The organism is Nitrospira defluvii (assembly GCF_905220995.1).
Classification (GTDB): Bacteria; Nitrospirota; Nitrospiria; order Nitrospirales; family Nitrospiraceae; genus Nitrospira_A; species Nitrospira_A defluvii_C.
In genome coordinates this window covers 19,812-43,700 of record NZ_CAJNBJ010000002.1, presented here as the reverse complement: position 1 = coordinate 43,700, position 23,889 = coordinate 19,812, and the positions used below count along the sequence as shown (strand labels likewise).

Genomic DNA, 23,889 nt, shown 5'->3' with positions numbered 1-23,889 from the left:
TATTCCCTGTTCGTTGGTTGCATGAATCCACATTGCACACTATTATATCCAAGTTCCCTATCAGGGAATCTGGATGAAATAGTGTACACGCATGAAACAGACGCTCGGCAATCTCGAACGCCAACTGTTTGCCTATGCGCAGATGCGCGGCCTGAGAACCCTGCGAACGGGTGATTTGACCACAGCGCTCGGCATATCGCGCAAGCAGGAAAGCAAGCTGTTCACCCGGCTCTCAACCGCCCGCATGATTGCGCAGGCGCGCCGGGGGCTTTATCTGATTCCTCAGCGCCTGCCTTTGGGCGGAAGCTGGGCTCCCTCGGAAATTCTCGCACTCAATACCCTCATCGGCGATCGGAAGGGACGATACCAGATCTGTGGTCCCAACGCTTTCAATCGATACGGCTATGACGAGCAGGTGCCGAATCGCATCTATGTCTATAACAATCGCCTGCATGGTGAGCGCAAGGTCGGCCCGGTGCAGCTGACCTTGATTAAGGTGGCAGATCGACGACTGGGTTCGACTGAAGAAACGGCGACGGCGGACGGCGAGCGGGGACTCTATTCTTCACGAGCGCGAACTCTGCTCGATGCGGTCTACGACTGGTCTCGCTTCGGCTCGCTGCCACGGGCGTATGAATGGATCCGCGCCGATTTGAAGAAGCAACGTGTGACGGCGCGAGACCTCGTACAGGTCACGTTGCGGTACGGCGATGTTGGAACGATTAGACGCATGGGGTACTGCCTCGAACAAGAAGGGGTTGAGGCGTCGCTTCTCCAGAGGCTGGAACGCGCGTTGAAGCCTACAAGGAGTTGTATTCCTTGCGTTCCGTCAAGAGCCAAACGCGGCACAATCAATCGCCGATGGGGGGTCGTGGACAATGCGGGAACCTGAGACTCGGTTGCTGCGCCACCATCACGATGCCGCCTTCTTCTCCGAGGCCATTGCGTTTACCTCGGCGCAACAAGGATTCGTGTCGGCCTTGATCGAGAAGGATTATTTTTGCAGCGTGGTGTTGACCTATCTCTCCGGATTGTCCGGTGGAAACTTGGTTTTTAAAGGCGGCACCTGTCTGACGAAAGTGCACGCGGGATTTTATCGTCTGAGTGAAGATCTCGACTTCGCGATCTCTTTGCCGGTCGATGCTCCGCGTTCGGAGCGCAGCCGGAAGATCGAGCCGGTGAAACGGGCGATACGTATGCTGTGCGAGGCCATGCCGGAATTTCGTGAAGAGGAGCCGCTCACAGGCGCCAATGCTTCCAGGCAGTATGTCGGCAGCCTGAGTTATGAGTCGCCGCTTCGCCGTCGGAGGGAGACGATTAAGATTGAAATCAGCCTGCGCGAACCACTGGTCGAACAGTCCGAGAATCACGGAGTTGCCACGATCCTCCAGAATCCGCTTTCGGGAAAGCCGTTAGTTGCACCGATCCCTTTCTCGTGTATTGCCAAACGGGAAGCGTTGGCCGAGAAGTTTCGTGCCGCCATGACCCGTCGAGAGCCGGCAGTGCGGGACTACTTTGATATCGACTATGCAATTCAGCATTCTCAGGTCGATCTCACAGAATCGTTGTGGCTGCGCATGGTCAGGGACAAGTTGGCTGTGCCGGGTAACGAGCCTGTCGATGTGTCAGAGAGGCGATTGAGGGTCTTGCAAGACCAGGTCCAGCTGTTCCTGAAACCTGTCCTTCGAGTCGGCGAGCTTCGCGCATTCGATCTCGATCGTGCATTCGGTCTTGTGGCCCAAGTGGCAGTAGCAGTTGGGCCAGCAGCATGATCACCGACATCAACAGCGAAGACCGGCTGGTTCAGCAGACCTTCGCTGACCATCTGCGTGATCGGCTGGGCTGGGAAAGCCTCTATGCCTACAATGCCGAGACCTTCGGACCGCAAGGCTTGTTAGGGCGCTCATCCGAGCGAGATGTTGTATTGGTGCGCGATCTTCAGGCGACGCTCGCACGATTGAACCCCGATCTTCCAGTTGCCGTTAGAGAGCAGGCCGTTGAAACGCTGACGCGCACCGATTTCGCGCGATCGCTCATCCAGCACAACCGGGAGTTGTATGGGTTTCTTCGTGGCGGTGTCCCGGTCGAGTGGCGGGATGATTCAGGCGAAACCTGCCATGCCCATGCCCGGGTGATCGACTTTCGTGCTCCCGAGAACAACCGGTTCCTGGCCGTGCGCGAGCTCAAGATTCAGGGCCTGCTGGTGCCGCACTATAACCGCCGGGCCGACCTGGTTTGCTTTGTGAACGGGTTGCCGCTGGTCTTTATCGAACTGAAGGCGGTCTATCGGAACATCCGCGCCGGGTTCGACGACAACCTGACCGATTACCTGAGTGCGCACAGCATCGCCCATGCGTTTCACCACAATGCGTTTCTCGTCGTGAGCAACGGCGATCGCGCCCGCTATGGTTCGATCACGAGCAAGTGGGAACATTTTGTCGAATGGAAGCGCGATACAGAGTCGGCTCAGGCACGCGTGGATGCCGAGGCGCTTCTGGATGGAATGCTGGCCAAGGATCGGCTGCTCGATCTGGTGGAGAACTTCATCCTGTTTGATGAGAGCCGGGCCGGCGGGACGCGCAAGGTGGTTGCTCGCAATCATCAAGTGCTCGGCGTGAATAATGCGGTGGGTTCAGTGATTCACCAGGAGGAACTGAAACGACAGTATCCACCGGAGCAGCGGCTTGTCGAATACCGGGCATCAATTGAACGGCCCTCCCTCGCGGCTGAGTCTGTACCGGAAGATCAGGCCTATCTACCAGCCGCTCCCGCGCAGTCACAGGATCTGATAGAGCTTCCTCTCCTCAAACGGGCACACCCTGATCTCGGACGGTTAGGCGTGTTCTGGCACACGCAAGGGAGCGGGAAGTCTTATTCCATGGCGTTTTTTGCGGAGAAGGTGCGGCGCGTGGTCCCGGTAACTTTACCTTTTTGGTGATGACCGACCGGGAAGACCTGGACGAGCAGATCTGGCGCACTTTCATCGGCTGTGGCGTCTCTGACGAGAAGACCCCGCGCGTCGCCTCAGGGAAGGAGCTCCAAGAAACTCTTCGCGGGAATCACCGGTTTGTCTTCAGCCTGATCCACAAGTTCAATCAGCCGGTTACTGCCCCGTACAGCGAGCGCGACGATATCATTGTCATCTCGGATGAAGCCCACCGGACGCAGGCGGGGAAGTTTGCCCGAAACATGCGGTTGGCCCTGCCCAACGCCTCGTTTCTCGGCTTTACCGGCACGCCGCTCTTCAAGCATGACGAACTCACCCGGCGGATCTTCGGAAGCTACATTTCCCGCTACGATTTCAAACGGTCGGAGGAGGACCAATCCACCGTCAGGCTCGTCTATGAGAACCGGGGCGAGAAGCTGGGACTCGCCAGGCTGGACCTGAACGATCGAATCGCCGCAAAGATTGAAGAGGCTGAACTGAATCCGGACCAGGAAGCCTTGCTCGAACGCCTGCTGGGCCAGGACTATGAAGTGATCACCGCGGACGACCGTCTCGACAAGCTGGCCGACGATTTCGTTTAGCATTGTTCCACCCGTTGGCAAAGCGGGAAGTCGATGCTGGTCTGTATCGACAAGATCACCTGTGCGCGAATGTTCCAGCGTATCCAGCCTCGCTGGAACGCTGCACTGACCTTGGTTCGTGCCGCTTTTCTGAGTAAGGAAACGGAACTGGCGACGCGATCGACCCGGATATGAGGGAACGCCTGAGCAAGGAACTCGATGGACTGCGGGGGCAGGAACAGTGGATGGCAAGCACCATCATCGAAATCGTTATCAGTGAAGCACAAAACGAAGTTCGGGATTTCAAAAAGTGGGACTTCGACATCATCCCGCACCGCCTGGTGATGAAGAGGGGATTCCAGACCCAAGACGGTAGACGAGTGGCGGTGGATGACGCCTTTAAGGACCCGGAGCACCCTTTCCGCATCGCGATCGTCTGTGCGATGTGGCTGACCGGCTTCGACGTGGAGTGCCTCGGAACGCTTTATCTCGACAAGCCGATGAAGGCCCACAATCTCATGCAGGCCATTGCCCGCGCCAACCGGATCTATCCCGGAAAAAGTTGCGGCGTGATTGTCGATTACAACGGCATGCTCAAGAGCCTGCGCGAAGCGCTGGCTCAATATGCGCTGGGTGATGAGGATGCGAAGGATGAGGCCGATGATGTTGTTGCCCCCATCGTTGAGTTGGTGCTGGCTCTGCTTCAGGCCATTGAAGCAGCCGAACAACATCTCATTGGTCTCGGGTTTGATCCCAGCCGGCTTCACGGTGCCACAGGGTTCACACGCATCGAAGCGTTGCGTGATGCGGTGGATGCCCTCTATACCTCAGATGAAGCCAAACGCCGGTTCGAAATTATGGCGCGGCAGGTCTTCATCTGCTTCAAGGCGTTGCTCATGGAGCCGAGCGTATTCGCCTATGCTGAACGCCATGACAATATTGAGGCCATTTATAAAAAACTCCAGGAGAAGCGCGATACCGCCGATGTGACCGAGGTGCTGAAAGAATTGCACCGGATCGTCAATGAAGCCATTCGGGCGGCGGCTCCCGGAGATGACCATGCGGAAGGGCTCACGGTGGATCTCAGTGTGATCGATTTGGGCCGGTTGCGGGATGAGTTCGCGCGCAAGGTGCGTCGGAAACATGCTGCGCTCCAAGACATTCGAGAGGTCGTGGAGCAGAAGCTGGCCCAAATGCTTGCTTGGAATCCCATGCACATGGATTATTACAAGAAGTACCAAGCCATTATTGCCGACTATAACCGCGAAAAAGACCGGGCGACTGTCGAGGCGACCTTTGCAGAATTATTTGCGCTTGCGACCAGTCTCGACGCCGAGGAGAAGCAGGCAGCGGAAGAAGGGTTGAGCCAGGACGAGTATGTCCTCTTTCAAATGATTTTCAGGGAGGACGTCACCAAGGCCGACCGTGAAAGGCTCAAACAGGCGAGCAGGGTGCTGCTCAAGTCATTGCAGGAGTTGCTCAAGGCGATGGCGAACTGGACTCAAAACGCTACGACGCAGGCCGAGGTGAAGGTCTGCATTGTGGATAGTTTGTGGCAAGCTCTGCCACGCCCGCCGTTTACAGATGACGAGACCGAGGTTGTCGCGGGGCGAGTGTACGACTATGTCTGGCAGCGGAGCAGGGCGGGTCATTGGGGCCAGGCTCGCCAGGACAGTAGCCGCTAGCACACCGCAATGTTAGGCGGAGGTTCGTTTACCCTCCGCACTCCTTCCCGCCTGCCGCCTCGCACGAACAATCCAGGCACCCATGCAAGGAACAGGTGCCGCAGGCCTGTTCGATCCGGCGACGCAGTGCCGCTCTGGCTCGATGCACACGAACCGCCGCATTTTCGGGGGTGATGCCTGACTGTTGCGCCAGGTCTTTCAGTTTGCCTTCTTGCAGATCCACGATCCGCAGGGCGTCGCGATATTCCGGTTTGAGCGTGTCGAGCAGGCTCGATACGCATTGACAGATCTCCTGCCGCAGTTCCGCCTCCGGTTCCTGGACATCCGGAAATTCCCTCGCCCAGGCTTCCGTCAGCCGCTCGGCGGTGGACCGTTGCCGGTAGTGATCGATCACCGCGTTGCGGAGCACTCGATAGAACCAGGCGACCACTTTTTCGTCGTCCACCCCGGCCCCTCGTTCCAATCCACGAGTAAAAGCCGATTGCAGAATGTCCTCCGCCACGGCTCTCGATTCCACTCGTCGTTCCAGGAACGACAAGAACTCGCGGTGTCCCTTGACCAACTGCGCAATGGCCTCCGGTGAGAGTGCCGTCGATGGTGTGGATTCCTGCGTCATGACGGCAGCTTACCAAACTCTCCGGCGAACTGTAAGGTTTCGGGGATCACTCCGTCAGCCTCTGTGACGACGCAATCACGCGTCGTCATATCAAAGGAGACCGACCATGGCCGATATGAAAAAATCCACCTCGCAGAAGATCGCAAAGGCAGACTGTTGCGGAACCTGCGATTGCGCGTCTTGTTCCTGCGGGTGCCAGGCCAATGCCTGTCGCTGCGCGCTGATCAATTGCCAATGTGGTTGCCGCAAGCGAACCGCGGGACGGTAAGCCGGTTCTGTCCCGGCCCGCCGGACTCCGGCGGGCCGGGACTCGGATCGTCACAAGCACAGCCACGCGCCGGCATTGTGAGGACCTCGCCACTCGCGTATCATGCGTGATCGCGCTGCGTTCATCTCGCCCGTCGGGAACTCATACGGCGTACGACGTGGCGGTGATCAGACAACCTCGGACCCCAATGCGTCATGCGCTTTATCCACGCGGCTGATCTTCATATCGATAGTCCCCTGCGAGGCCTCGACCGGTACGATGGCGCGCCCGTGGCGCGGTTACGAACGGCGACGCGAAGTGCGTTCGAGCGTCTCGTGGATCGGGCGTTGGCGGAGCGGGTGGATTTCGTATTGTTCGCCGGGGACATCTACGACTGCGACTGGCAGGACTTCCATACGGGCCTCTTCTTTCGCGAGCAGCTGGTTCGCCTCGGGCGGGCGGGCATTCGGGTGTTCATCGTCCAGGGCAATCACGATGCGCAGGGGGTGATCTCGAAGCAGTTGGTTCTGCCGCAGCATGTGACGGTTTTCTCCTCCCGTACCGCCCAGACGATTCGACTCGACGACCTTTCGGTGGCGATTCACGGCCGCAGCTTTCCGGAGCGGGCTGTCGATGAAGACCTGGTTCCGTCTTACCCTCCGCCGGTGCCCGGGTTTTTCAATATCGGCCTGTTGCACACGAGTCTGACGGGGCGCGCCGGGCACGATACCTATGCGCCGACGGATTCGCCGACGTTGATCAACAAGGGCTATGACTACTGGGCTCTTGGCCATGTGCATGCGCGCGAAGTGATCGCTGAGCGCCCGCGCATCGTGTTCCCCGGCAACTTGCAGGGGCGCCATGCGAAGGAGACCGGTGCGAAAGGCTGCGAGCTGGTGACGGTCGAGGCGGGGGGCATCGAGAGCGAGTTCCTGGCGCTGGATGTCGTTCGTTGGAGTCAGGTGGCTGTGCCGCTCGATGGGCTTCACCGGCTCGATGCGTTGGGCGAGGCCTTTCGGCGGGCGCTCGACCCTGTGCTCGCGGGCGCCGGAGATCGCCTGCACGCGGTGCGCGTGACCCTGACCGGCTCGACGGAGTTGCACCGGCTGGAGGCGGCACAGCCCGGCACGTTGGCCGCGGCCATGTACGGCGCGGCGCAGGATATCGGCGAGGCGGAAATTTGGATCGAGCAGGTGCGGTTGGAACTCACCACGCCGCTGGATCGCGGCAGGGCCGCAGAGCGTCAGGATGCCGTGGGTGAGCTGGTCCGGCTCGTGGATTCGATTGCCGGGGACGAGGCGGAGTTGCTCCAGCTGGCGCAGGACGAACTCGGTGATCTGCTCGGCTCTGTCCCGCAGGAGGTGGCGGTCGGCGATGTGCCGAGGCTCGACGACCCGGTGGAATTGAGGTCCCTCCTGATGGATGCCGAGGCGACGGTCTTGGCGCGCCTGACCGATTCCGGTGCGGATCGATGAAACTACTCAAGCTTCTGCTCCAGGCGTTTGGCCCCTTCACTGCCAAGACCTTGGATTTCTCGACCGGTCCTGTCGATCTCCATCTGATTTACGGCCCCAACGAAGCAGGCAAGTCGTCGGCCTTACGCGCCATGATCGATCTGCGATTCGGCATTCCCCTGCGCAGCCCTGATGATTTTGTCCATGCGGCGGGCGACTTGCGCATCGGCGGGATTTTTGTCACGCAGACCGGTGAACGAGTCGGGTTTGTGCGGCGCAAGGGCAAGGGGGCCACCCTCTCGCGGCTCAACCTCGAGACGGAACAGGCGGACGCGGCCCTTCCCATGGCGGGCACGTATGAACTTGAATTGACCGGCGGGATGAACCGGGGGGAATTCGAAGCCATGTTCGGCCTCAACCATGCCCGGTTGCGCGAAGGCGGCCAGGTCCTGTTGCTCGGCGAGGGCGATGTGGGGGCGGCTCTATTCGAGGCCAGCGCGGGAACGGGCGGGATCGCGAGGTTGTTGGATTCGTTGGAGGTCGATGCGAAGAAACTCTACAGTTCGCATGGCCGGGCGCAGAACGCGGTGATCAATGAGGCGCGCCGTCGGCTCGATGAGCAGCGGCAGATCTGGCGAGACGCGCAGACGAGGCCGGCGGAATGGCAGACCTTGAATCGTGCGCATGAAGCGGCTGTCTCGGCGTTGGCGGAGGTCACTCGCACGCTGGAGACGTTGCGTCGTCAGGAGCATGAGCTGACCGAGCTGCGCACGGTCGAGCCCCTGTTGCGAGAGCATGCGGCCGTCTCGGCGCTCCTGGCCTCGTTGACCGGAGTTCCTGATTTGCCCGAGCAGGCCAGGGAGGAACGGCTGGCGGCGGTACAGGCGCTGGATCATGCGCAACGCAGCCTCAGAGAGGCGGAGGCGGAGGAGGAACGTTGCGCGCTCGCGCTGAAGGCGTTGGTCGTGGAGCCACTGTTGATTACACATGCGGGGGCGATCGAACGGTTGGCAACGTCGGTGGCTGCGGCCGCCGGCCATCGGACCGAGGTGCAACAGAGTACCGCGGTGATCACCGCGCTGGAGACCGATCTTGCCCTATCCGCTGCGCGCCTGGCCCCTGGGCATGCATTGCGACAATTGCTGGAAGCCGTACCTGCCGCCGCCGATCGACTCGTATTGGACGATCACCTGGCACAGGTGAGTCGATTGAACGACCGACTGGAGGATTACCGCCAGCATGCAGGCCGGCTTGACGAGGCGATGCAGGCGGATCGGGATATCTCAGCACCCATGGATGATCCTGCTGCCAAATTGCGCCTCACGTCTGCCCTTCGGCAGGCGCAGTCGCTGGGTGACGTGGTTCGGCGGTATGGAGAATTGGAACGGCAGCTCCGTGAACTTGAACCGGCCCTGGAACAGGCGTTGTCCGATGTCGGCCTCCCGTCCGATCGGGCGTTGCGGTCCACACAACCTCTTCTAGATGCGCAGATTGCCCAGACCAGAAAAGACCTGGCCGACTCGGATGAACAGATGCGCACGTTGCTGGAGGAACGGCAACGGTTGGAGCGCGACCTGGAAGGACAACGAGTGCGACTGAGGCAACTGGCCGCCGAGGGCGAGGTGGTGACGGCGGAGACGTTGCGTCAGGCCCGCGTCAGACGTGACGAAACCTGGGCCGCCATCCGGCGCGCCTACATCGATCTGGTGCAGGACCGCGATCAACTGGCGCTGGGATTCGATACGACCAGGATCGTCCCTGAGACCTTCGAGGCGGCGGTAGGCGAGGCGGATCGGCAAGCGGATCTCTTGCGCGCCGATGCGAAACGAGCGGCCGGTCTTGAAGAATGTTCCGGGCGAATCGAGTTGATGGAAAGACGCAGCGCGGACATCGATCTTCAGATCGCCACGCTCACGAGGGGCCGTGAAGACATCCTGATTGCCTGGGCCGGACGGTTAAGAGGCGCGGGGCTACCGAACCTGGCTCCGGAGCCGTTACGGGAATGGCAGGGGCGGAGGCTCGACGCGTTGCGTCTGGTTGAACGCGTGGGTTCCCTTCGAGCTGATCGCGAGCGACTGCGCGAGGAAACGAACGACGCGGTCTCAATCCTCACGAGTGCGCTTGCTGAGCTAGGGCATGCGGTCGGCGACCTGACGGTGAATCATGTGCAAGCTCTACCGGCGCTGATCGAGGACGCCTTGCGGTGGGAGCGGCAGGCGGTGGAGGCGGATGCGGCAAGGAGTGCCAGGCATCAGGCGGCAGAGGCCAGAAGGGTCGAACGTGAACAGGTGAACCGGTCGATCGCCGAGACCGAGATCAGGTTACAGCATCATCGAGCGGCGTTGCGGGAGTGGCATACGCGGCTGTTTCTCTCATCCGAGACGGTGCCGGATGCCGTCAAGGTGCGGCTTGATGAATTGGACAGCCTGGCGCGTCAAGCTGCGGCCTTGAGTGAGGCGCGCCAGCGGCAGGCACAGGCGCAGACCATTCTCGATGACCTGGTCGCGCAATCGCGGCAGGTGGCGGCCTTGCTGGGGGAACCGGCGCCTGCGGCGGTCGAGGACTTTACGGATCGTTTGCGCGGCAGGTTGATTGCGGCGAGGGCCGCTGAGCAAGAACGCGGGACCCTCATCCGTGATCAGCGAAAGGCCGTCGATCAGCGACGGCGTGCGGCATTGGAACAGGCGGCGCAACAGGCGACGCTGTCCAGGCTCTGCGCTGCTGCCGGGGTTGCAGGTGTCGAGTCGTTGCCGCAATGTGAAGAGGCGGCGTTTCGCAAGCGCGAGGCAGGCCGGGCGTTGGCTCAAGTGAAGCAGCAACTCGCGGCAGCCTCTTCGCGTTCGGAGCAAGAATTGCGTCATTGTCTGGCTGGTCGTGACGCGGTGACCATCGAGAGCCAGCGGGAGCAATGCCGTGCCGCCATCAAGACCAGTGAGGAGGTGCAATCCACCGCTCGTCGGACTGAGGAGCAGTCTCGCCGGGCGTTGGAGGCCATCGATGCGTCTGATCGAGCAGCGTTGGCGAGGGAAGCGATGGAAGCCGCCGCGGCCCGGTATCGCGCGGCTTTGAGACCATGGGCCAGGCTGAAACTGGCGCGCGTCTTGCTCCAGGCAGCCTTGCGCCGTTTTCGAGAACGGGCGCAGGCTCCCATGATGGCCAACGCGTCCACCTATTTTTCACTCATGACGGGCGGCGTCTACGAACGGCTGGTGACGGACGAGCGTGGGGACAAGCCGATGCTCTGTGCTCGGCGGGCCGGGGGTGTGACGATCGGAATTGAGCAGATGAGCGAAGGCACTGCCGATCAATTGTACCTGGCGCTCCGACTGGCGGCGCTGGAATTGCGGCGTCCGTCTCATCCGGCCATGCCCCTGGTGCTGGATGATACCCTGATCACCTCGGATGACGAACGCGCGGCGAACATCCTGCGGGCCCTGGCTCGTTTTGCCGAGGGGAGTCAGGTCATGTTGTTCACGCACCACCGCCATCTCATGGACATCGCTAAGGCGGCTCTCGGCCGGCACGCCTTCGTCGCACACACGTTGTGAGACAAACAACAGTCACGCAGGATTCTGCGCTCAAGGCGGTTGTTGCCGGCCTGCTCAGTTTCGACCGTAGAGATCTGGGACAGAGAGGATGCAGAAGAGGGGCCTTCATGATCGAGAATTTGAAACGCGTCGGTGAGACTGCTATTCTCCCGCGACGAACCGGTGCCGACAGGCATTGTGCCATGTCGATTCGACTGCTTCTGGGAACCTCATGCGTGAGGATTCACTCTTGAAAGATCGCGGGAAGGTATGGCGTCTTTGCTGATCCGGTTCGGCCACGGAAGCCTTTGGCGCTTCGTCCTGGTCGCGGTTGTGCTTTCCTGCCTCTTTAGTCTCCTCATCAGTCGACTTATTCACGGACATATCACCTGGGATTATCCCTTTACGGCAGGCCTCATCTCGCTGATGGTGGCCCCTGCGGTCCTGTCGCTCGCCAAGCGCATGCGTGCGTTGGAGCGTGAGATAGCGGATACGGCGCGCGACCGTGCGCAGGACCTCGCGGCGCGGACTCAGGCTGAGGAAGCCTTGCGGCAGAGCGAAGAGCGGTTCAGGGAATTTATGGACCATAGTCCGGCCATTGCGTGGATGAAGGATGCGGCAGGCCGGCATGTCTATGTGAACCAGGTCTTCGCGCGCCGATTTCAGCTCACGCAGGAGCAGTGGTTGGGACGGACGGCTGGGGAGATGTTTCCCCGCGAGATCGCTCAGCGGCTTCAGAAGCACGATCAGGCGGTGCTGGCAGACGGTCTGCCGAAGGAATTCGTGGAAGCCGCTCCGGATCCGGACGGAACCCTCCGCGACTGGTGGTCGTTCAAATTTCCGTTTCAGGATCGGGCAGGGAAGCATTATGTCGGCGGCGTCGCCATCGATGTGACGGACCGGAAGCGAGCGGAAGCGGCCTTGCAGGTGAGTGAAGAGCGGCTGCGTCTTGCCCTAAAGGCGGCGCAATTGGGGATTTGGGATTGGGATATCCGCTCAAATGCCGTGCAATGGTCGGACAATGTGTCTGCGATCTTCGGCTTCTCCCGCGGGTCCTTTGCCGGCACCTATGAGGCCTATCTGAACCTGGTCCATCCACAGGACCGTGACCGCCTGCTCCTGGCCATCGCGCAGTCCATGGAGACGAATGCGGAATACCGGATCGAACATCGCATTGTCTGGCTTGATGGGACGGTACATTGGGTGGCGTGCCGGGGCGATGTGCTGCATGGGGCCGACGGCATGCCCAGTCGCATGTTGGGCACCGTTATGGATATCACGGCCCGGAAAGAAATGGAGCTGAAACTTGCGGGCAGTGAGGCGCAGCTGCGGGCCATTCTTGATCACAGCCCCGCACTTATTTTTCTCAAGGATCCTGAGGGCCGGTACCTCGACATCAACCGACAGTTTGAGCACACATTCCACCTTACCCGCGAGCAGACTATCGGCAGGACGGATGCGGAGCTGTTTCCAGCCGCTCAGGCCGCTACTTTCCGGGCGAACGACCGCTTGGTGTTTGAGACGAAACACGCGCTCCAGTTTGAGGAGGTGGCGCTTCACGACGACGGTCCACACACGAGCATCGTCTTTAAATTCCCTCTCATGAATCTCGACGGGGTCCCCTATGGAATCGGCGGGGTCGCCACGGATATCACTGAGCGCAAACAGGCTGAAGTCGCCTTAGCTCAGGCCCGCGACCAGGCGATGGAAGCGGCGAGGCTCAAGTCGGAATTTCTGGCGACGATGAGTCATGAAATCCGGACTCCGATGAACGGTGTGATCGGAATGAACGGGCTGCTTCTCGAGACCGTCTTGACCGCAGAGCAACGGGAGTATGCGGAGACGGTTCGTAACTGCGGCGACCACCTGCTCATGATCATTAACGACATTCTTGATTTCTCAAAAATCGAGGCCGGGCGCCTGATCTTGGAACGGGTCGATTTTGATCTGCGAAACCTGATCGAGGACACGCTGGATCTGCTCGCGGAGCAAGCCCAGCGCAAGGGGCTCGACCTGGTGGGGCTCGTTGATGCGGCGGTGCCGTCGGCCGTCTGCGGGGACCCCGGCCGTTTGCGGCAGGTGTTCACGAACCTGCTCGGGAACGCCGTCAAATTCACCGATTCCGGGGAAGTGGTGCTACGACTGACGGTGGTCCAGGAGACGGGCAACGAGGTGTTGTTGCGTGGGGAGGTGACGGACACGGGGATCGGGATCAGCCCGGAAGGCCGGACCAGGTTGTTTCAGACGTTCAGCCAGGTGGATGGCTCGAATGCACGAAAATATGGCGGCACAGGCCTGGGCCTGGCGATCTGCAAACGTTTGACGGAACTGATGGGCGGTGAGATCGGGGTGGAAAGTACCCGCGGCAAGGGGAGCCGATTCTGGTTCACGGTTCGTCTGACGAAGGCTGCCGCCACGGGGGAAAGGGAGGCGGCCTTGCTTCCCGCGCTCGACGGTCGGCGCGTCTGCCTGGTGGGGAAGCCGGGGGCGAGCCAGACGTTGCTGTTACGTTCCATCGCCGATCGGGGCATGCAGGGGACTATGGTGAAAGACGGGGCTGAGGCCGTCGTCCTCATGCGCAACGCAGTCCTGGAAGAGCGGCCCTTCGACCTGGCCATTCTTGAGGAGCAACAGTCCGGTGTCGACGGGACTGCCTTCGCTCAGGCTATGAAGGCCGATCCAGTCCTGCGGAACATTCCGGTCATCGTGGTGACGGCCTTCGGCCAACGGGGTGATGCAAAAGCGGCTCAGGATGCCGGTGTGTCTGCCTATCTGACCAGGCCGATTCACCAGTCGGCTCTCTGGCGCTGCCTGGCGACTTTGCTCAAGGTGGGCCCGGCCAGGCCCGATGGTCAGGAAGGCGCGACGCGGCCGCTCATCACCCGTCATAGTCTTCAGGAACAGACCGATCATGACCGGCCGCGTTTGTTGGTCGTGGACGATCAGGAACTCAACCAAGTAATCGCGGTCTCTCTTCTGGAGCGGCTGGGGTGCCTAGTCGATGTGGTAGGCAGCGGGCAAGCAGCCATCGCGGCCGCACAGACGACTGCCTACGATCTGATTTTCATGGATTGCCAGATGCCCGATCTAGGGGGGTACCAGGCAGCCGCCATGATTCGACGCAGCCAAGGCCAGCGTCCTCGGGTGCCCATCATCGCGTTGACCGGCCTCGCCCAGCCTAGTGATCGAGAGAAATGGATGGCGGCTGGAATGGATGACTGCCTGATCAAACCCCTGCAATTCAACCTGCTTGAGGCGATCTTGCGACGATGGCTCAGAAAGGGTCTCTACAGCAGTCGCTGAACGTCTCCTCTCCTCTTGGTGGTAACCACTTTCTTTTTCCTCGGCGGATCTTGTTCCGTGACCACAAGGTGCCCTAACCTACGTCGATCGTGAGTGGGGGCGATGCAGAAGCGTCCATCGACGGGTGGGAGAGCATGCGCAACGAGAGGAACGAATATGGCACATCTGAAAGACAAGATCGCGATTGTGACCGGCAGCAGCAGCGGCATCGGCAAGGCGATTGCCTTACGGTTTGCTCAGGAAGGGGCGACGGTGATCGTCGCGGCGCGACGACTCGATAAGTGCCAAGAAACCGTCGTGGAAATTGAAGCGGGCGGCGGGAGGGCGGTGGCGTTCCAAACCGATGTGGCCGAGGAGTCGCAAGTCGAGCAGCTGGTCGCGGAGACCGTTCGTCGCTATCAGCGGCTCGATATCCTCGTAAACAATGCCGGAATTTTCGGTGGCCGGTGGATTGCGGACACCACCACTGACGAGTTTGATGAGGTGATGCGGACCAACGTGCGCGGCACCTTCTTCTGCTGTCGTGCGGGATTTGCCCAGATGAAACAGCAGGGAGGAGGTACGATCATCAATATGTCGAGTGTGGCCGGTGTGCAGGCTTGGCGGGGAACCGGCACCTACAGTGCATCGAAACATGCGATCATGGCACTGACGAAGTCGCTGGCTGATGAGGGCCGCGAGCACCGCATCAAGGCCAGCGCCATTTGTCCTGGCGGCGTGGCCGACGAACTAGTGGATGCGACGGCGGACGTGAGAGCTGCCAGCGACAAGATCGATCCCTTCGATATCGCCGAAACGGCTCTCTATTTGGCCTGTCTTGGGCCGCAGGCGGTCGTGCACCAGATCGTGGTCGATCGGCTCGGCGCGGATTGGTAGCGGCTTACATCACCTTGGCGATTGAATGAACGTGCTTGTGTGTGTGAAACAGGAGCGGTGGCCCGAGTGGGAGGATGGATCTCCCCGTGAAAGCCTGCGTCAGGCTACCGACTGCATGATAAAAGGCCATCAGGCCGACGATGATATGGCCCCATCCCGGCAATAACTCGCTGATGAAGTCCAGGCGGGCGAAGGTGGTCGCTAGAAACGTCAGGGTAATGATGACGTGCAGGGCGCTGAGTGTGAGATTCCGGTAGGCTGTCAGAAAAATCATGACGGCAGAGAAGACCGCGTAAACCAGATTGATCGGGGCATACAACACGGCATCGAATTGAAACGTGGTGTTGGCGCTCACGAGTTTGACGGTGCAAAGCGTGATCCAGAGGAACCCGTACATCGTTAACGCGGTGCCGCCCAATTGTTCGTTGTAGCGAATGTCGGTAATGCCGGCGAGGACTTGCACCACCCCGCCGAAGATCAGAGCGATTACCAGGGCTCCCACCATGTTTTTGTGCTGAATCCAACCAAGCTGCGCTACCCCGAGCGTCAGTGCGCCGACCGCCAGTCCGAAAAGACCGATTGCCAGCACGTCTATGCGCCGAATCTGATTTTCTTCGTTCATGACATCGTTCCTCTCGGGTGGTCGATGGGACTTTGGATTGACCTAGGGTTATCTCTAGGGGCGGACCAAGAATGCAAGAGCGGCACAAAAAAGGCAAGGGAAAATCCTAGGGGGGCGCGAGAGTCTGGGTGCAGACGACCTAGCCTTGGTCGGGGGTGTTCGGGGGACTGGGTGGCGTGGCGGAGGCGAGAAAGGTTTTCAGCCGTGCGGTCTGTAACGGCTGGAGAGAGAGAAAGTGGATGCCGCAAACGGTTCCACGGCTCCATCGCACGGCGGCCAGATCCACGAGGACCGGCATCTCTTTTGGTGAAATGATCAGCCGCAGCGAAAGGTAGGTGTTGACGGGCAGTTCCTGTTGTGTCTCGATCCGGCAGCCTTCCGCCGAAAGGTCCAGTAGTCGACCCTCGCCGGCGCTGGTTGAACTGGCAGAGAGGGACACCCGATAGTGCACCATCATGGTCATGGAGTCCTGTATGTCCTTGCGGCTATCCGTGCCGGGGTTGCCTCGTGGCACCTCATGTCCCTGCGACAGCAACACCAATCGCGCGGAACCGGCACCAGCAGCGGAGACCTGTCGCGTGACGCTGTCGTGAGTGACGAGGAGCCTGTGCGGGCGGTAATTGTTCCAGCGGAATGACATACCACGCCGCTCTTCTGGGGTGCGATCAGGATAATGTCCCCGACCATTCGGCGTTGGGGAAATCCCTAGGCCTAGGCCCTCCTGATGGCCTAACGGCATCTATGGTCGTGCCCAGTACTCTCCTGCAGGGCGCCGGATATGCGGCGAGAATCGCCCCTTCTCGATCCTGATGCGGTTGGCCGGCTTGCCTGGCCGGTTTTCCTCCGCTTGACTAGGCCTGCCGCTCCGGCAGAAGCTACTAGAATCCCTGGAGGTCATTATGAAGCCGGGGTGACCCTATCCCTCACCCGCCGTCATGTCCTCCAGCCGGATCAGGAGTGCGCCCCTCAGACTTTTTCTGTCTGAGGGCGTGGTGGTTTCACCGGTCATCAGGGAGGTGTTGTGATGAAAAGCTCATTACTCATATACACAGGAGCGTTGAGTCTGGTCCTGGCCGGTTCCCCGGTGTTCGGGAATCCGGCTCTGCTGCCGAAGCATCCGGGCTACCCGATGGGAAAGGCGAGTGATCCGGTCAACGGGCAGTCACTCGCCAATGATCCAGGCCGCACCAACGCGAGCGGGGAGTCGGCGTTGATCGGGGCGGCCGCCTTCGATGAACGACACGTGTCGCAAAAACTGTCGAGCAACGACCAAAATCTCCGGGTGTTGGAGAAACCGGGCGCCGGTGTGTTGCCGAAGGTGCAGGGGCCGAACATCGTCATCGATCCCCCTGTGAAGGAGGCGACCAAGGTGCAGGCCTCGCCTCAATAGCGGCTTCGATCTGCTCGAACGGCCGCCAGGTGCCGCAAGGCATGGTCGGTGACTGTCAGCGAAGTCCATGCCTTGCGGTGTCCTCCGCCTCCTGTCCGGTGTTTGATTTTCAGTCCCCTGCCTCTTAGAATGCCGCCACCCATCACGAACCGGTATGCCTACAAACACTCGCGCGACCAAATCAGCCTCGAGGCGCAAGAAGCAACCGTCGAAGTCTTCCGTTCCGCTCGCCCCCGGGCAGAAGCGGCGATTTCAGAACCGGTTGTTGAAATGGTACAAGGAGCACGGCCGCGACCTGCCCTGGCGGAGAACCTCCGATCCCTACCACATTCTGGTCTCGGAGGTGATGCTTCAGCAGACGCAGGTGGATCGCGTCATCCCCAAGTACCATGAGTTTCTGGAACGGTACCCGTCCTTCACGGAGTTGGCCGACGCGCCGGTGGCCGAGGTGAAACAGACCTGGTACCCGTTGGGCTACAACATTCGTCCCGAACGACTGCACAGCATCGCGCGTGAAACGGTGGCCCGTTACGGAGGGCAGTTACCGAATGATGCGGATGAGCTCTTGTCTTTCAAGGGCATCGGCCGGTATACGGCCGGCGCAATCCGTTCGTTTGCGTTCAACGAGGATGCGCCGATTCTCGATACCAATGTGATACGCGTCTTGTACCGTGTGTTCATTGCGGAGGGAGACCCGAAAGGTCAGAAATCGGCGCTCTGGGAACTCTCCGAGGCGCTGATTCCTCGTGGCAAGGGATATGACTTCAATCAAGCGATCATGGATTTTGGCGCGACGGTCTGTACCGCCCGTAATCCCTATTGTCTGCTCTGCCCCATGAAGACGTTCTGCAAGACCTATCCCTTCGACGGAAAGAAGTGATGAGGGAATTGTTTCGTGATCAATGGTCGATGCTCAACGCTGCAGGGAAGAATGCCGTGACCCTTCAAGATTGTTGATCGGACGGTATCAGACTACTACTCCATGGAAGTCATCGAGGTCGCAGCAGGGATCATCGCACATGAAGGACGCTACCTGATCGCGCGCCGGAAGGCGGGCGTGCATCTCGGCGGGTTTTGGGAATTTCCCGGCGGAAAACGGGAGGCGGGAGAAACCCTGGAGGAATGTCTGCGACGGGAACTCTGGGAGGAGCTGAACATTCGCATCGGAACTCCGACTCCCTTCCAAATCGTCAGACACGAGTATCCTGAGAAGGTGGTAGAACTGCATTTTTTTTGGTGTCGGATCGAAACCGGGACCGCGGTGGCCCTGGACTGTGCGGAAGTCCGATGGGTCTATCCCAATGAAATGGCAGCGTTCGAGTTTCCGCAGGCCGATCAGCCGGTGATCGCCGCGCTTCGAGAAAAGAAGGTGTCCTTCCGATGAAGGTGGTGCTCGATATTGAAACGGTGCAGGCGCCCAAGCACGAATGGGCGCGGATTGCCGGACGCCAGCTCACCTCTGGGGAGGCTGCCTATGATCAAACCGGGGGCGATCTCTTCGCGGTCGGGGAGGCGCAGGCCCAACAGCGCCTGGAAGACGAACTCTACGAGAAATCGTCCTTCGACGGGACGTTCAGCAAGATTGTCTGCATCGGCCTTCTGGAGTTTTCCGACAATCTTGAGCCTCGCGGCGCCACCTCCTGGTACGGGGGGAACGAGCAGGAGCTCCTGCGGTGCTTCTGGAGCCATTTGGCGCAACTGCGTCCCTCGTTGTTCATTACCCACAACGGCCTCAATTTCGATCTGCCCTTTATCAAAAAGCGATCGATCATCCATCAGGTGAAGCCGAGCATGGAGATCAATCTGGCCAAGTTTCGGGCGGAGCCTGTCTATGACACCATGGCGATCTGGAGCAATTGGGATAATCGCGGGTGGGTGAAGCTGGACGTGCTGGCCCGGGCGTTGAACGTCGAGAGCAAGTCCGGAAGCGGCTCGCAGGTGGCGCAGATGTGGACGGAGGGGCAGGGGCGGGAGATCGCCCTCTATTGCCTGCAAGATACCTATGTGACCTATGGCTGCTATTGCCGGATGAATTTCCGGCAGCCGATCTCGCGCGAGGTGGTGCTGTTAAGGCCGGAGTTGATTGATGTGGGGTGAGCGCAGTGGCCGGGTCAGCGAATAAGTTCGGCCTTGTTCCGGTTGTCCCGTCTGGGCTGTGTCTGCTGTGTATTCTTGACTGCCCGCAGTTCCTTGTCCTTCGTTTCCAACTGCACCCGCATCGATTCTAAATCTCGTCGGAGGGCGTTGATCTTGGCGTCCTTGCGGGCCATGGCGTCCCGCGCATCCTGCAATTCCTGCAGGGTTTCACTCATTCGATCATCTGCCATCGTCGGTACGTTGGCCGCGACTTGTTCCTCGGCGGGCGAAGGCGTGCTGGGGCGAAGGCTCACCGGCCGTTCGGCAGGATGCGCAGCCGCCGGCGCGGACATCGTCTGGGCTGGTTTAACCGCGGCTGCGACTGCATCCTTGGCCTGGGCCGGACCTGGATCAACCTTCTTGGTAAACAGGCTGTAGTCGATGGCCAACGACTTTAGCTGCTGTTGCCCCTGGACGGTGGCCGGCACTGCCTGCTCGATGCGACCGGCCGAGGCCGGAGCAATACTCACGACGCGTGCCGGTCGGCCGCTACGAAACCATGTCGATTCAACTTTCTGGAGCGTGCCCTGGTGCTCGGTGATGGTGAGGTATAACCGGTCGTTGTGAACGTAAAGGGTGCCCGCGGTGGGTTCAACGCCTGACCCTGCCGATGAGGATAGCCGGAAAGCGACCACGTATTCGGGTTGCGCTTGGGACAACGCTTGGGCTAGCAGGGGAGCAAGATATCGCACGTCCTCATCGCTGAACACTGTCATCGGCTTGCTGCCATCCACGGGCAGATTCGATAGATCGGTCGGTGCATCGGAAATCACGACAGCCCGCAGGAGGTCCCGCAGGGTGTCGATTTCCAAAGAACTGGGGTGGGAGGCTTCAAACTCCCAATCGGCGACTTCTTCCAGCCGGACAGACGCCTGAGGTTGCCCTGCCTGTTGGTGAACGGAGGCGGTTGTCGCTGAACACCCGGCCGCCATTGCTCCAAGGAAACTCAACCCAAGGATTGCGGAATGTACGGTGGCTGTCAGGGGGGAGCGGGAGCCGTAGGTCAGCATAACGGTCTTCCTTCTCGGCTGGTTGATGTGCTTGGGAACGGTGGCGGCGCGTCTTCAGGGCGAAGTCGCGAGGAGACGGATCGGCCTTACCAGATACCCAGGCCCATCATCACGACGCCGAGGGCCATCCATCCGAAGACCCCGACGGCAATAATGGTTTCCAGGCTCATTCCCCTAGGGGCTTCTTCTACCTGACTCTGGGCGATCTGTTTCTTCATGGCGGGACGTCCTCTGGCCGGATCGGTGGTTGTTCTGTTCTCTTGCTGTTGGTCGCCAGAGTGGACCAAGCAAGGCCTATGCCCTGATTCCATGGACTTACGGGGCGCGAGTTTTCGACTCTGGGGAGTCGCTCACTACGATGATGGTCGTGAATGTTGCGTGACGCGATGCAGTGGGGACTGCTGTTTAAACTATTGAAGTTTCAAGGTGGCAAGAGCGCTCCATAAACCGGGCGGTCATCGTGAGGCCGCTCGGGTCGACGAAACCGAGAGGACAGGTGGTGCCGATCCTGGTTGTCAGTCTGACGCGGGCGGGCGTCTAAAAATTGGCGAGAATTGTTCAGGAGTGGGCAACAATGTCCCCTCGGACCTGCAGTCTGTGCCCGCTGGTTGTGCGATCGCGCGGCAGCGCGCACTAGTGAGAGACGCAGGGCCGGGGTAGGGTGGGCGAAGCAGAAGGCGTTCACGAGAGGGTCGCACCAGCCTCGCGCCGTCCCATGAGCACAGCGGCGCTTCCATCCAAGATGGTGATCGGTTGGATGCTGCCGAGTGTTGCCGGCGCATCTTGTTTGTTCCAAATGACATACACCCCGGTATCGGTGCGCCCCATCCACTGGTCGGTAGAGCGTTTCGAATCGCCTTCCACCATCACCGAAAGAGTTCGTCCGATCAGTTCACGGTTCAGTCGCGCGGTGATCGGACGTTGTAGGTCGACCAGGCGGCTGACCCGTTCTCCCTTCACGGCTTCCGGCACATCGTCCGGAAACTTGCGCGCCGCGATGGTGTTCTTGCGTTCCGAATATTTGAATACATAAGCGGAGTGATACTGTACCTCCTCCACCACGCGATAGGTATCGAGAAACTCTTCTTCGGTTTCGGAACTGAATCCACAGATAATATCGGTCGTCAGGGCGATGCCGGGATGCCTGCGACGGATCGTCGCGGACAAGTCGAGGTATTCCTTACGGCTGTAGGTCCGATTCATAAGGTCGAGAATACGATCGTTGCCGGACTGCAGCGGCAGGTGGATGTGTTTACAGATGTTCGGATGACCCGCGACTGCGTCTAGCAGGGCCGGGGGAAAATCCTTCGGATGCGGGGAGGTAAAACGCACACGCTGCACGCCCGGCACCTCGGCGACGGCCAAAATGAGCCGGGCGAAGTCCCAGTTGTCATGGTGATAAGAGTTCACATTTTGTCCGAGCAGCGTGATCTGGGTATGACCGGATGCCACCGAGGCTTCCACCTCGCGCAAGATTCCCTCGGGATTGCGCGAACGCTCCCGTCCACGTGTGTACGGGACCACGCAGAAACTGCAGAAGTTATCGCAGCCGCGCATGATCGCGATCCACGCGTTCACGCCGCCGTCGCGCTCCGGCAGGATGTCGTCGTACGTTTCGTACTCCGACAGGTCTACCGCCAGCCCGCGGCGCGTCAACTGCTCCTCTTCTGAGGTTAAGGCCCTCGTCAGCAACCCGGGCAGTTGCCGGTATCCGTCCGGTCCCACCAACACGTCTACGAGGGGCTGCTTCTCGGTGAGCTCTTCCTTCAGGTTTTGCGCCATGCAGCCCAGCACGCCCACGACCAGCGGGCGTTGCGCCTTCACGGCTTTCAGTTCCGCGAGATGCCCGTAGACCTTGTTGTGGGCGTTCTCACGGATCGCGCAGGTGTTCATCAGCATGACGTCGGCGCGTTCACGGTCCTCGGTGAACTCGAAGCCTGCTTTGCGTAGCAACGTGCGGACCAGCTCCGAGTCGTACTCGTTCATCTGGCAGCCGAACGTTTCGATATGGACGGTGTGGGGCTTAGTCGGTTGAGTCATAACAATGGCCTGCGTGAGTGGATGGCGGAGGGAGCGGCGAGGTGGCCGTAGGCCAGGCCGTCCATCACGCCGGTAATGGTGACGGGGTGGATGGAGCCGGCCGCGACTGTTTCTGCCGGGACGGCGACGCGGGTGAAATTCCCGGTTGTGCCGGTACGAAAGCCATCACGGTCACCCTGTTCAAACAACACGGACTCGGTGCGGCCGATGTGTCGTTGGTAAAACGCCAACGCCTTGCTTCGGGATAATTCCGCCAGCGTCTTGCTGCGCTGCCTGATCACGGCGGCCGGAATCTTGTGCTCCAGTCGTGTCGCAGCCGTTCCTGGCCGGGATGAATAGCTGAACACGTGACAATAGGAGAAGGGCAGACGGTCGACAGTGTGCCGCGTGTTGGCGAAGGCCTGTTCGTCTTCGCCGGGAAACCCGACCATGAGGTCTGTGCCGAGACCGAGGTCGGGCATCAGGCGGAAGGCTTGGTCGATCAGGTCCTCATAGTCACGGACGGTATATCGCCGGTTCATCGCCTGCAGGATGTGGTCATCGCCGCTTTGCAGGGGAATATGGAGATAGCGGCAGAGTTTCGTCGAGGCGGCCATGTGCCGGAGCAACTCCGGAGGGACGGTTGTCGGCTCGATGGAGGAAATCCTGATCCGGATGACCTCCGGGATGGCCTCAATCTCACGAATCAGGTCGACCAATTCCATTCCATGATGCGAGTAGCGACCGATGTTCACGCCGGTCAGCACCAGTTCCTTGTAACCGTGGCCGGCCAGTTCGCGCGCTTCTCGCAAGACATCCTCGGCCACCCGGCTGCGCTCGCGCCCCCGTGCGAAGGGAATCAGGCAAAAACTGCACATGAAATCGCATCCGTCTTGTATCTTCAGCAGCGCCCTGGTCGAGTCGGAATAGGCGGTGCCGGGGAGGACGAAGTCCTCGCGATCGATCGTTCGGCTATGGCGGAGTTCCGGTTCCGGTTGTTTCCGGAGTTGGTCCGGGGCCGGGAGGTACTCCGGCAGGTTCATTTTGTATTGCGTGCCGACGATCAGGTCGATGCCAGGCACGGATTGCAGTTGCGCGGCTCCGGTCTGCGCGTAACAGCCGGTGACGGCCACGAAGGCGTTGGGCGAATGGCGCAGGGTCTTGCGGACTGCGTAGCGGCAATCTTTCTCGGCATTCTCCGTGACAGAACAGGTATTCAAGACGAGGAGGTCCGTTTCCTTGCCGAACTCGACCAGGCGGTACCCTTGGCGTGTCAGGGTATCGGCCAACATGGCGGTTTCCGACTGGCTGAGGCGGCAACCTAACGTATGGAGTGACGCGCGCGGCATGCTGGTGGACATCGTGTGCGATTATAAGAGGGCGGGTGTTCGATGGGCAAGCCGAAGGACGCGTGAAAATATGCGCATGCGCGTGAACCGGTCAACTTGAACAGAGTATCGGTGGGTGGTAGCATGATCGAAATGTTCACGCCTCAAT

The 23,889-nt window shown here is 60.2% G+C and carries 21 protein-coding genes; 14 read left to right on the top strand and 7 right to left on the bottom strand.

The features are described 5' to 3' along the window. The first annotated feature begins 91 nt into the window (after nucleotides 1–91). The 5 genes from KJA79_RS07560 (at nucleotide 92) to KJA79_RS07540 (ending at nucleotide 5,192) form a co-directional block, all read left to right on the top strand. Nucleotides 92–892 (top strand): type IV toxin-antitoxin system AbiEi family antitoxin domain-containing protein, encoded by an 801-nt coding sequence (locus KJA79_RS07560; protein ID WP_213041429.1) that lies wholly within the window; start codon nucleotides 92–94, stop codon nucleotides 890–892. Further along, entirely contained in the window at nucleotides 879–1,772 is an 894-nt protein-coding gene (locus tag KJA79_RS07555) for a nucleotidyl transferase AbiEii/AbiGii toxin family protein (RefSeq protein WP_213041428.1), read from the top strand. Before KJA79_RS07560 ends, KJA79_RS07555 begins: the two co-directional genes overlap by 14 nt. Beyond that, nucleotides 1,769–2,938: a type I restriction endonuclease gene (locus tag KJA79_RS07550; RefSeq protein ID WP_213041427.1), complete on the top strand. Its 1,170-nt coding sequence runs from the start codon at nucleotides 1,769–1,771 to the stop codon at nucleotides 2,936–2,938. The genes KJA79_RS07555 and KJA79_RS07550 overlap by 4 nt, the downstream gene beginning before the upstream one ends. Continuing rightward, on the top strand, nucleotides 2,938–3,528 hold the full coding sequence (locus KJA79_RS22945; protein ID WP_213041426.1) for a DEAD/DEAH box helicase family protein: 591 nt from the start codon (nucleotides 2,938–2,940) through the stop codon (nucleotides 3,526–3,528). The genes KJA79_RS07550 and KJA79_RS22945 overlap by 1 nt, the downstream gene beginning before the upstream one ends. A 170-nt stretch (nucleotides 3,529–3,698) precedes the next feature. After that, nucleotides 3,699–5,192, top strand: coding sequence for a type I restriction enzyme endonuclease domain-containing protein (locus tag KJA79_RS07540; RefSeq protein ID WP_213041425.1), 1,494 nt, complete (start codon nucleotides 3,699–3,701; stop codon nucleotides 5,190–5,192). Between the two features lie 28 nt (nucleotides 5,193–5,220). Here the strand turns inward: KJA79_RS07540 and KJA79_RS07535 are convergent, their stop codons facing one another. Further along, nucleotides 5,221–5,808 (bottom strand): sigma-70 family RNA polymerase sigma factor, encoded by a 588-nt coding sequence (locus tag KJA79_RS07535; protein ID WP_213041424.1) that lies wholly within the window; start codon nucleotides 5,806–5,808, stop codon nucleotides 5,221–5,223. Between the two features lie 63 nt (nucleotides 5,809–5,871). Between KJA79_RS07535 and KJA79_RS07530 the strand changes: the two genes are divergently transcribed. From KJA79_RS07530 to KJA79_RS07510, 5 genes are all read left to right on the top strand, one after another. Then, a complete protein-coding gene (locus tag KJA79_RS07530) occupies nucleotides 5,872–6,186 on the top strand; it encodes a hypothetical protein (protein ID WP_213041423.1) in 315 nt (104 codons plus the stop codon). Between the two features lie 84 nt (nucleotides 6,187–6,270). Continuing rightward, on the top strand, nucleotides 6,271–7,530 hold the full coding sequence (locus KJA79_RS07525; protein WP_213041422.1) for a metallophosphoesterase family protein: 1,260 nt from the start codon (nucleotides 6,271–6,273) through the stop codon (nucleotides 7,528–7,530). Further along, the gene (locus KJA79_RS07520; RefSeq protein ID WP_213041421.1) at nucleotides 7,527–11,057 is read left to right on the top strand and encodes an ATP-binding protein; all 3,531 of its coding nucleotides are present in this window, start codon (nucleotides 7,527–7,529) and stop codon (nucleotides 11,055–11,057) included. Before KJA79_RS07525 ends, KJA79_RS07520 begins: the two co-directional genes overlap by 4 nt. A 249-nt stretch (nucleotides 11,058–11,306) precedes the next feature. Beyond that, on the top strand, nucleotides 11,307–14,339 hold the full coding sequence (locus tag KJA79_RS07515) for a PAS domain-containing hybrid sensor histidine kinase/response regulator (RefSeq protein WP_213041420.1): 3,033 nt from the start codon (nucleotides 11,307–11,309) through the stop codon (nucleotides 14,337–14,339). A 156-nt stretch (nucleotides 14,340–14,495) separates the two neighbouring features. Continuing rightward, nucleotides 14,496–15,215, top strand: a complete 720-nt coding sequence (locus KJA79_RS07510) for an SDR family NAD(P)-dependent oxidoreductase (protein ID WP_213041419.1) — start codon at nucleotides 14,496–14,498, stop codon at nucleotides 15,213–15,215. 4 nt (nucleotides 15,216–15,219) lie between these two features. Here KJA79_RS07510 and KJA79_RS07505 read toward each other — a convergent pair whose 3' ends face one another. After that, nucleotides 15,220–15,837, bottom strand: a complete 618-nt coding sequence (locus KJA79_RS07505) for an acetate uptake transporter (RefSeq protein ID WP_213041418.1) — start codon at nucleotides 15,835–15,837, stop codon at nucleotides 15,220–15,222. Nucleotides 15,838–15,976: 139 nt separating this feature from the next. Then, nucleotides 15,977–16,477 (bottom strand): PilZ domain-containing protein, encoded by a 501-nt coding sequence (locus KJA79_RS07500; RefSeq protein ID WP_213041417.1) that lies wholly within the window; start codon nucleotides 16,475–16,477, stop codon nucleotides 15,977–15,979. A gap of 384 nt (nucleotides 16,478–16,861) precedes the next feature. On the opposite strand from KJA79_RS07500, the gene KJA79_RS07495 reads away from it, so the two are divergent. The 4 genes from KJA79_RS07495 (at nucleotide 16,862) to KJA79_RS07480 (ending at nucleotide 19,324) form a co-directional block, all read left to right on the top strand. Continuing rightward, complete coding sequence (locus KJA79_RS07495) at nucleotides 16,862–17,227, top strand: hypothetical protein (RefSeq protein WP_213041416.1); 366 nt, start codon at nucleotides 16,862–16,864, stop codon at nucleotides 17,225–17,227. 154 nt (nucleotides 17,228–17,381) lie between these two features. Next, entirely contained in the window at nucleotides 17,382–18,107 is a 726-nt protein-coding gene (locus KJA79_RS07490; RefSeq protein ID WP_213041415.1) for an A/G-specific adenine glycosylase, read from the top strand. A 102-nt stretch (nucleotides 18,108–18,209) separates the two neighbouring features. Then, complete coding sequence (gene mutT, locus KJA79_RS07485) at nucleotides 18,210–18,611, top strand: 8-oxo-dGTP diphosphatase MutT (protein ID WP_213041414.1); 402 nt, start codon at nucleotides 18,210–18,212, stop codon at nucleotides 18,609–18,611. Continuing rightward, the gene (locus tag KJA79_RS07480; protein WP_213041413.1) at nucleotides 18,608–19,324 is read left to right on the top strand and encodes a 3'-5' exonuclease; all 717 of its coding nucleotides are present in this window, start codon (nucleotides 18,608–18,610) and stop codon (nucleotides 19,322–19,324) included. The genes mutT and KJA79_RS07480 overlap by 4 nt, the downstream gene beginning before the upstream one ends. Before the next feature lie 14 nt (nucleotides 19,325–19,338). Here KJA79_RS07480 and KJA79_RS07475 read toward each other — a convergent pair whose 3' ends face one another. The 4 genes from KJA79_RS07475 to mtaB form a co-directional block, all read right to left on the bottom strand. After that, nucleotides 19,339–20,373 carry a hypothetical protein gene (locus KJA79_RS07475; protein WP_213041412.1) on the bottom strand — a complete coding sequence of 345 codons (1,035 nt, stop codon included), beginning with the start codon at nucleotides 20,371–20,373 and terminating at the stop codon, nucleotides 19,339–19,341. An 86-nt stretch (nucleotides 20,374–20,459) separates the two neighbouring features. Beyond that, nucleotides 20,460–20,591: a hypothetical protein gene (locus tag KJA79_RS22940; RefSeq protein ID WP_281412667.1), complete on the bottom strand. Its 132-nt coding sequence runs from the start codon at nucleotides 20,589–20,591 to the stop codon at nucleotides 20,460–20,462. Between the two features lie 463 nt (nucleotides 20,592–21,054). Continuing rightward, the gene (gene miaB / locus KJA79_RS07470; RefSeq protein WP_213041411.1) at nucleotides 21,055–22,413 is read right to left on the bottom strand and encodes a tRNA (N6-isopentenyl adenosine(37)-C2)-methylthiotransferase MiaB; all 1,359 of its coding nucleotides are present in this window, start codon (nucleotides 22,411–22,413) and stop codon (nucleotides 21,055–21,057) included. Further along, nucleotides 22,410–23,753: a tRNA (N(6)-L-threonylcarbamoyladenosine(37)-C(2))-methylthiotransferase MtaB gene (gene mtaB / locus KJA79_RS07465; RefSeq protein ID WP_213041410.1), complete on the bottom strand. Its 1,344-nt coding sequence runs from the start codon at nucleotides 23,751–23,753 to the stop codon at nucleotides 22,410–22,412. Before mtaB ends, miaB begins: the two co-directional genes overlap by 4 nt. Nucleotides 23,754–23,889: the final 136 nt, after the last annotated feature.

Bases quoted from the DNA above. Each gene is read 5' to 3' on its own strand.
- KJA79_RS07560 (WP_213041429.1), top strand. From the start codon at position 92: ATGAAACAGACGCTCGGCAATCTCGAACGCCAACTGTTTGCCTATGCG.
- KJA79_RS07555 (WP_213041428.1), top strand. From the start codon at position 879: ATGCGGGAACCTGAGACTCGGTTGCTGCGCCACCATCACGATGCCGCC.
- KJA79_RS07550 (WP_213041427.1), top strand. From the start codon at position 1,769: ATGATCACCGACATCAACAGCGAAGACCGGCTGGTTCAGCAGACCTTC.
- KJA79_RS22945 (WP_213041426.1), top strand. From the start codon at position 2,938: ATGACCGACCGGGAAGACCTGGACGAGCAGATCTGGCGCACTTTCATC.
- KJA79_RS07540 (WP_213041425.1), top strand. From the start codon at position 3,699: ATGAGGGAACGCCTGAGCAAGGAACTCGATGGACTGCGGGGGCAGGAA.
- KJA79_RS07535 (WP_213041424.1), bottom strand. From the start codon at position 5,808: ATGACGCAGGAATCCACACCATCGACGGCACTCTCACCGGAGGCCATT.
- KJA79_RS07525 (WP_213041422.1), top strand. From the start codon at position 6,271: ATGCGCTTTATCCACGCGGCTGATCTTCATATCGATAGTCCCCTGCGA.
- KJA79_RS07520 (WP_213041421.1), top strand. From the start codon at position 7,527: ATGAAACTACTCAAGCTTCTGCTCCAGGCGTTTGGCCCCTTCACTGCC.
- KJA79_RS07515 (WP_213041420.1), top strand. From the start codon at position 11,307: ATGGCGTCTTTGCTGATCCGGTTCGGCCACGGAAGCCTTTGGCGCTTC.
- KJA79_RS07510 (WP_213041419.1), top strand. From the start codon at position 14,496: ATGGCACATCTGAAAGACAAGATCGCGATTGTGACCGGCAGCAGCAGC.
- KJA79_RS07505 (WP_213041418.1), bottom strand. From the start codon at position 15,837: ATGAACGAAGAAAATCAGATTCGGCGCATAGACGTGCTGGCAATCGGT.
- KJA79_RS07500 (WP_213041417.1), bottom strand. From the start codon at position 16,477: ATGTCATTCCGCTGGAACAATTACCGCCCGCACAGGCTCCTCGTCACT.
- KJA79_RS07495 (WP_213041416.1), top strand. From the start codon at position 16,862: ATGAAAAGCTCATTACTCATATACACAGGAGCGTTGAGTCTGGTCCTG.
- KJA79_RS07490 (WP_213041415.1), top strand. From the start codon at position 17,382: ATGCCTACAAACACTCGCGCGACCAAATCAGCCTCGAGGCGCAAGAAG.
- mutT (WP_213041414.1), top strand. From the start codon at position 18,210: ATGGAAGTCATCGAGGTCGCAGCAGGGATCATCGCACATGAAGGACGC.
- KJA79_RS07480 (WP_213041413.1), top strand. From the start codon at position 18,608: ATGAAGGTGGTGCTCGATATTGAAACGGTGCAGGCGCCCAAGCACGAA.
- KJA79_RS07475 (WP_213041412.1), bottom strand. From the start codon at position 20,373: ATGCTGACCTACGGCTCCCGCTCCCCCCTGACAGCCACCGTACATTCC.
- KJA79_RS22940 (WP_281412667.1), bottom strand. From the start codon at position 20,591: ATGAAGAAACAGATCGCCCAGAGTCAGGTAGAAGAAGCCCCTAGGGGA.
- miaB (WP_213041411.1), bottom strand. From the start codon at position 22,413: ATGACTCAACCGACTAAGCCCCACACCGTCCATATCGAAACGTTCGGC.
- mtaB (WP_213041410.1), bottom strand. From the start codon at position 23,753: ATGTCCACCAGCATGCCGCGCGCGTCACTCCATACGTTAGGTTGCCGC.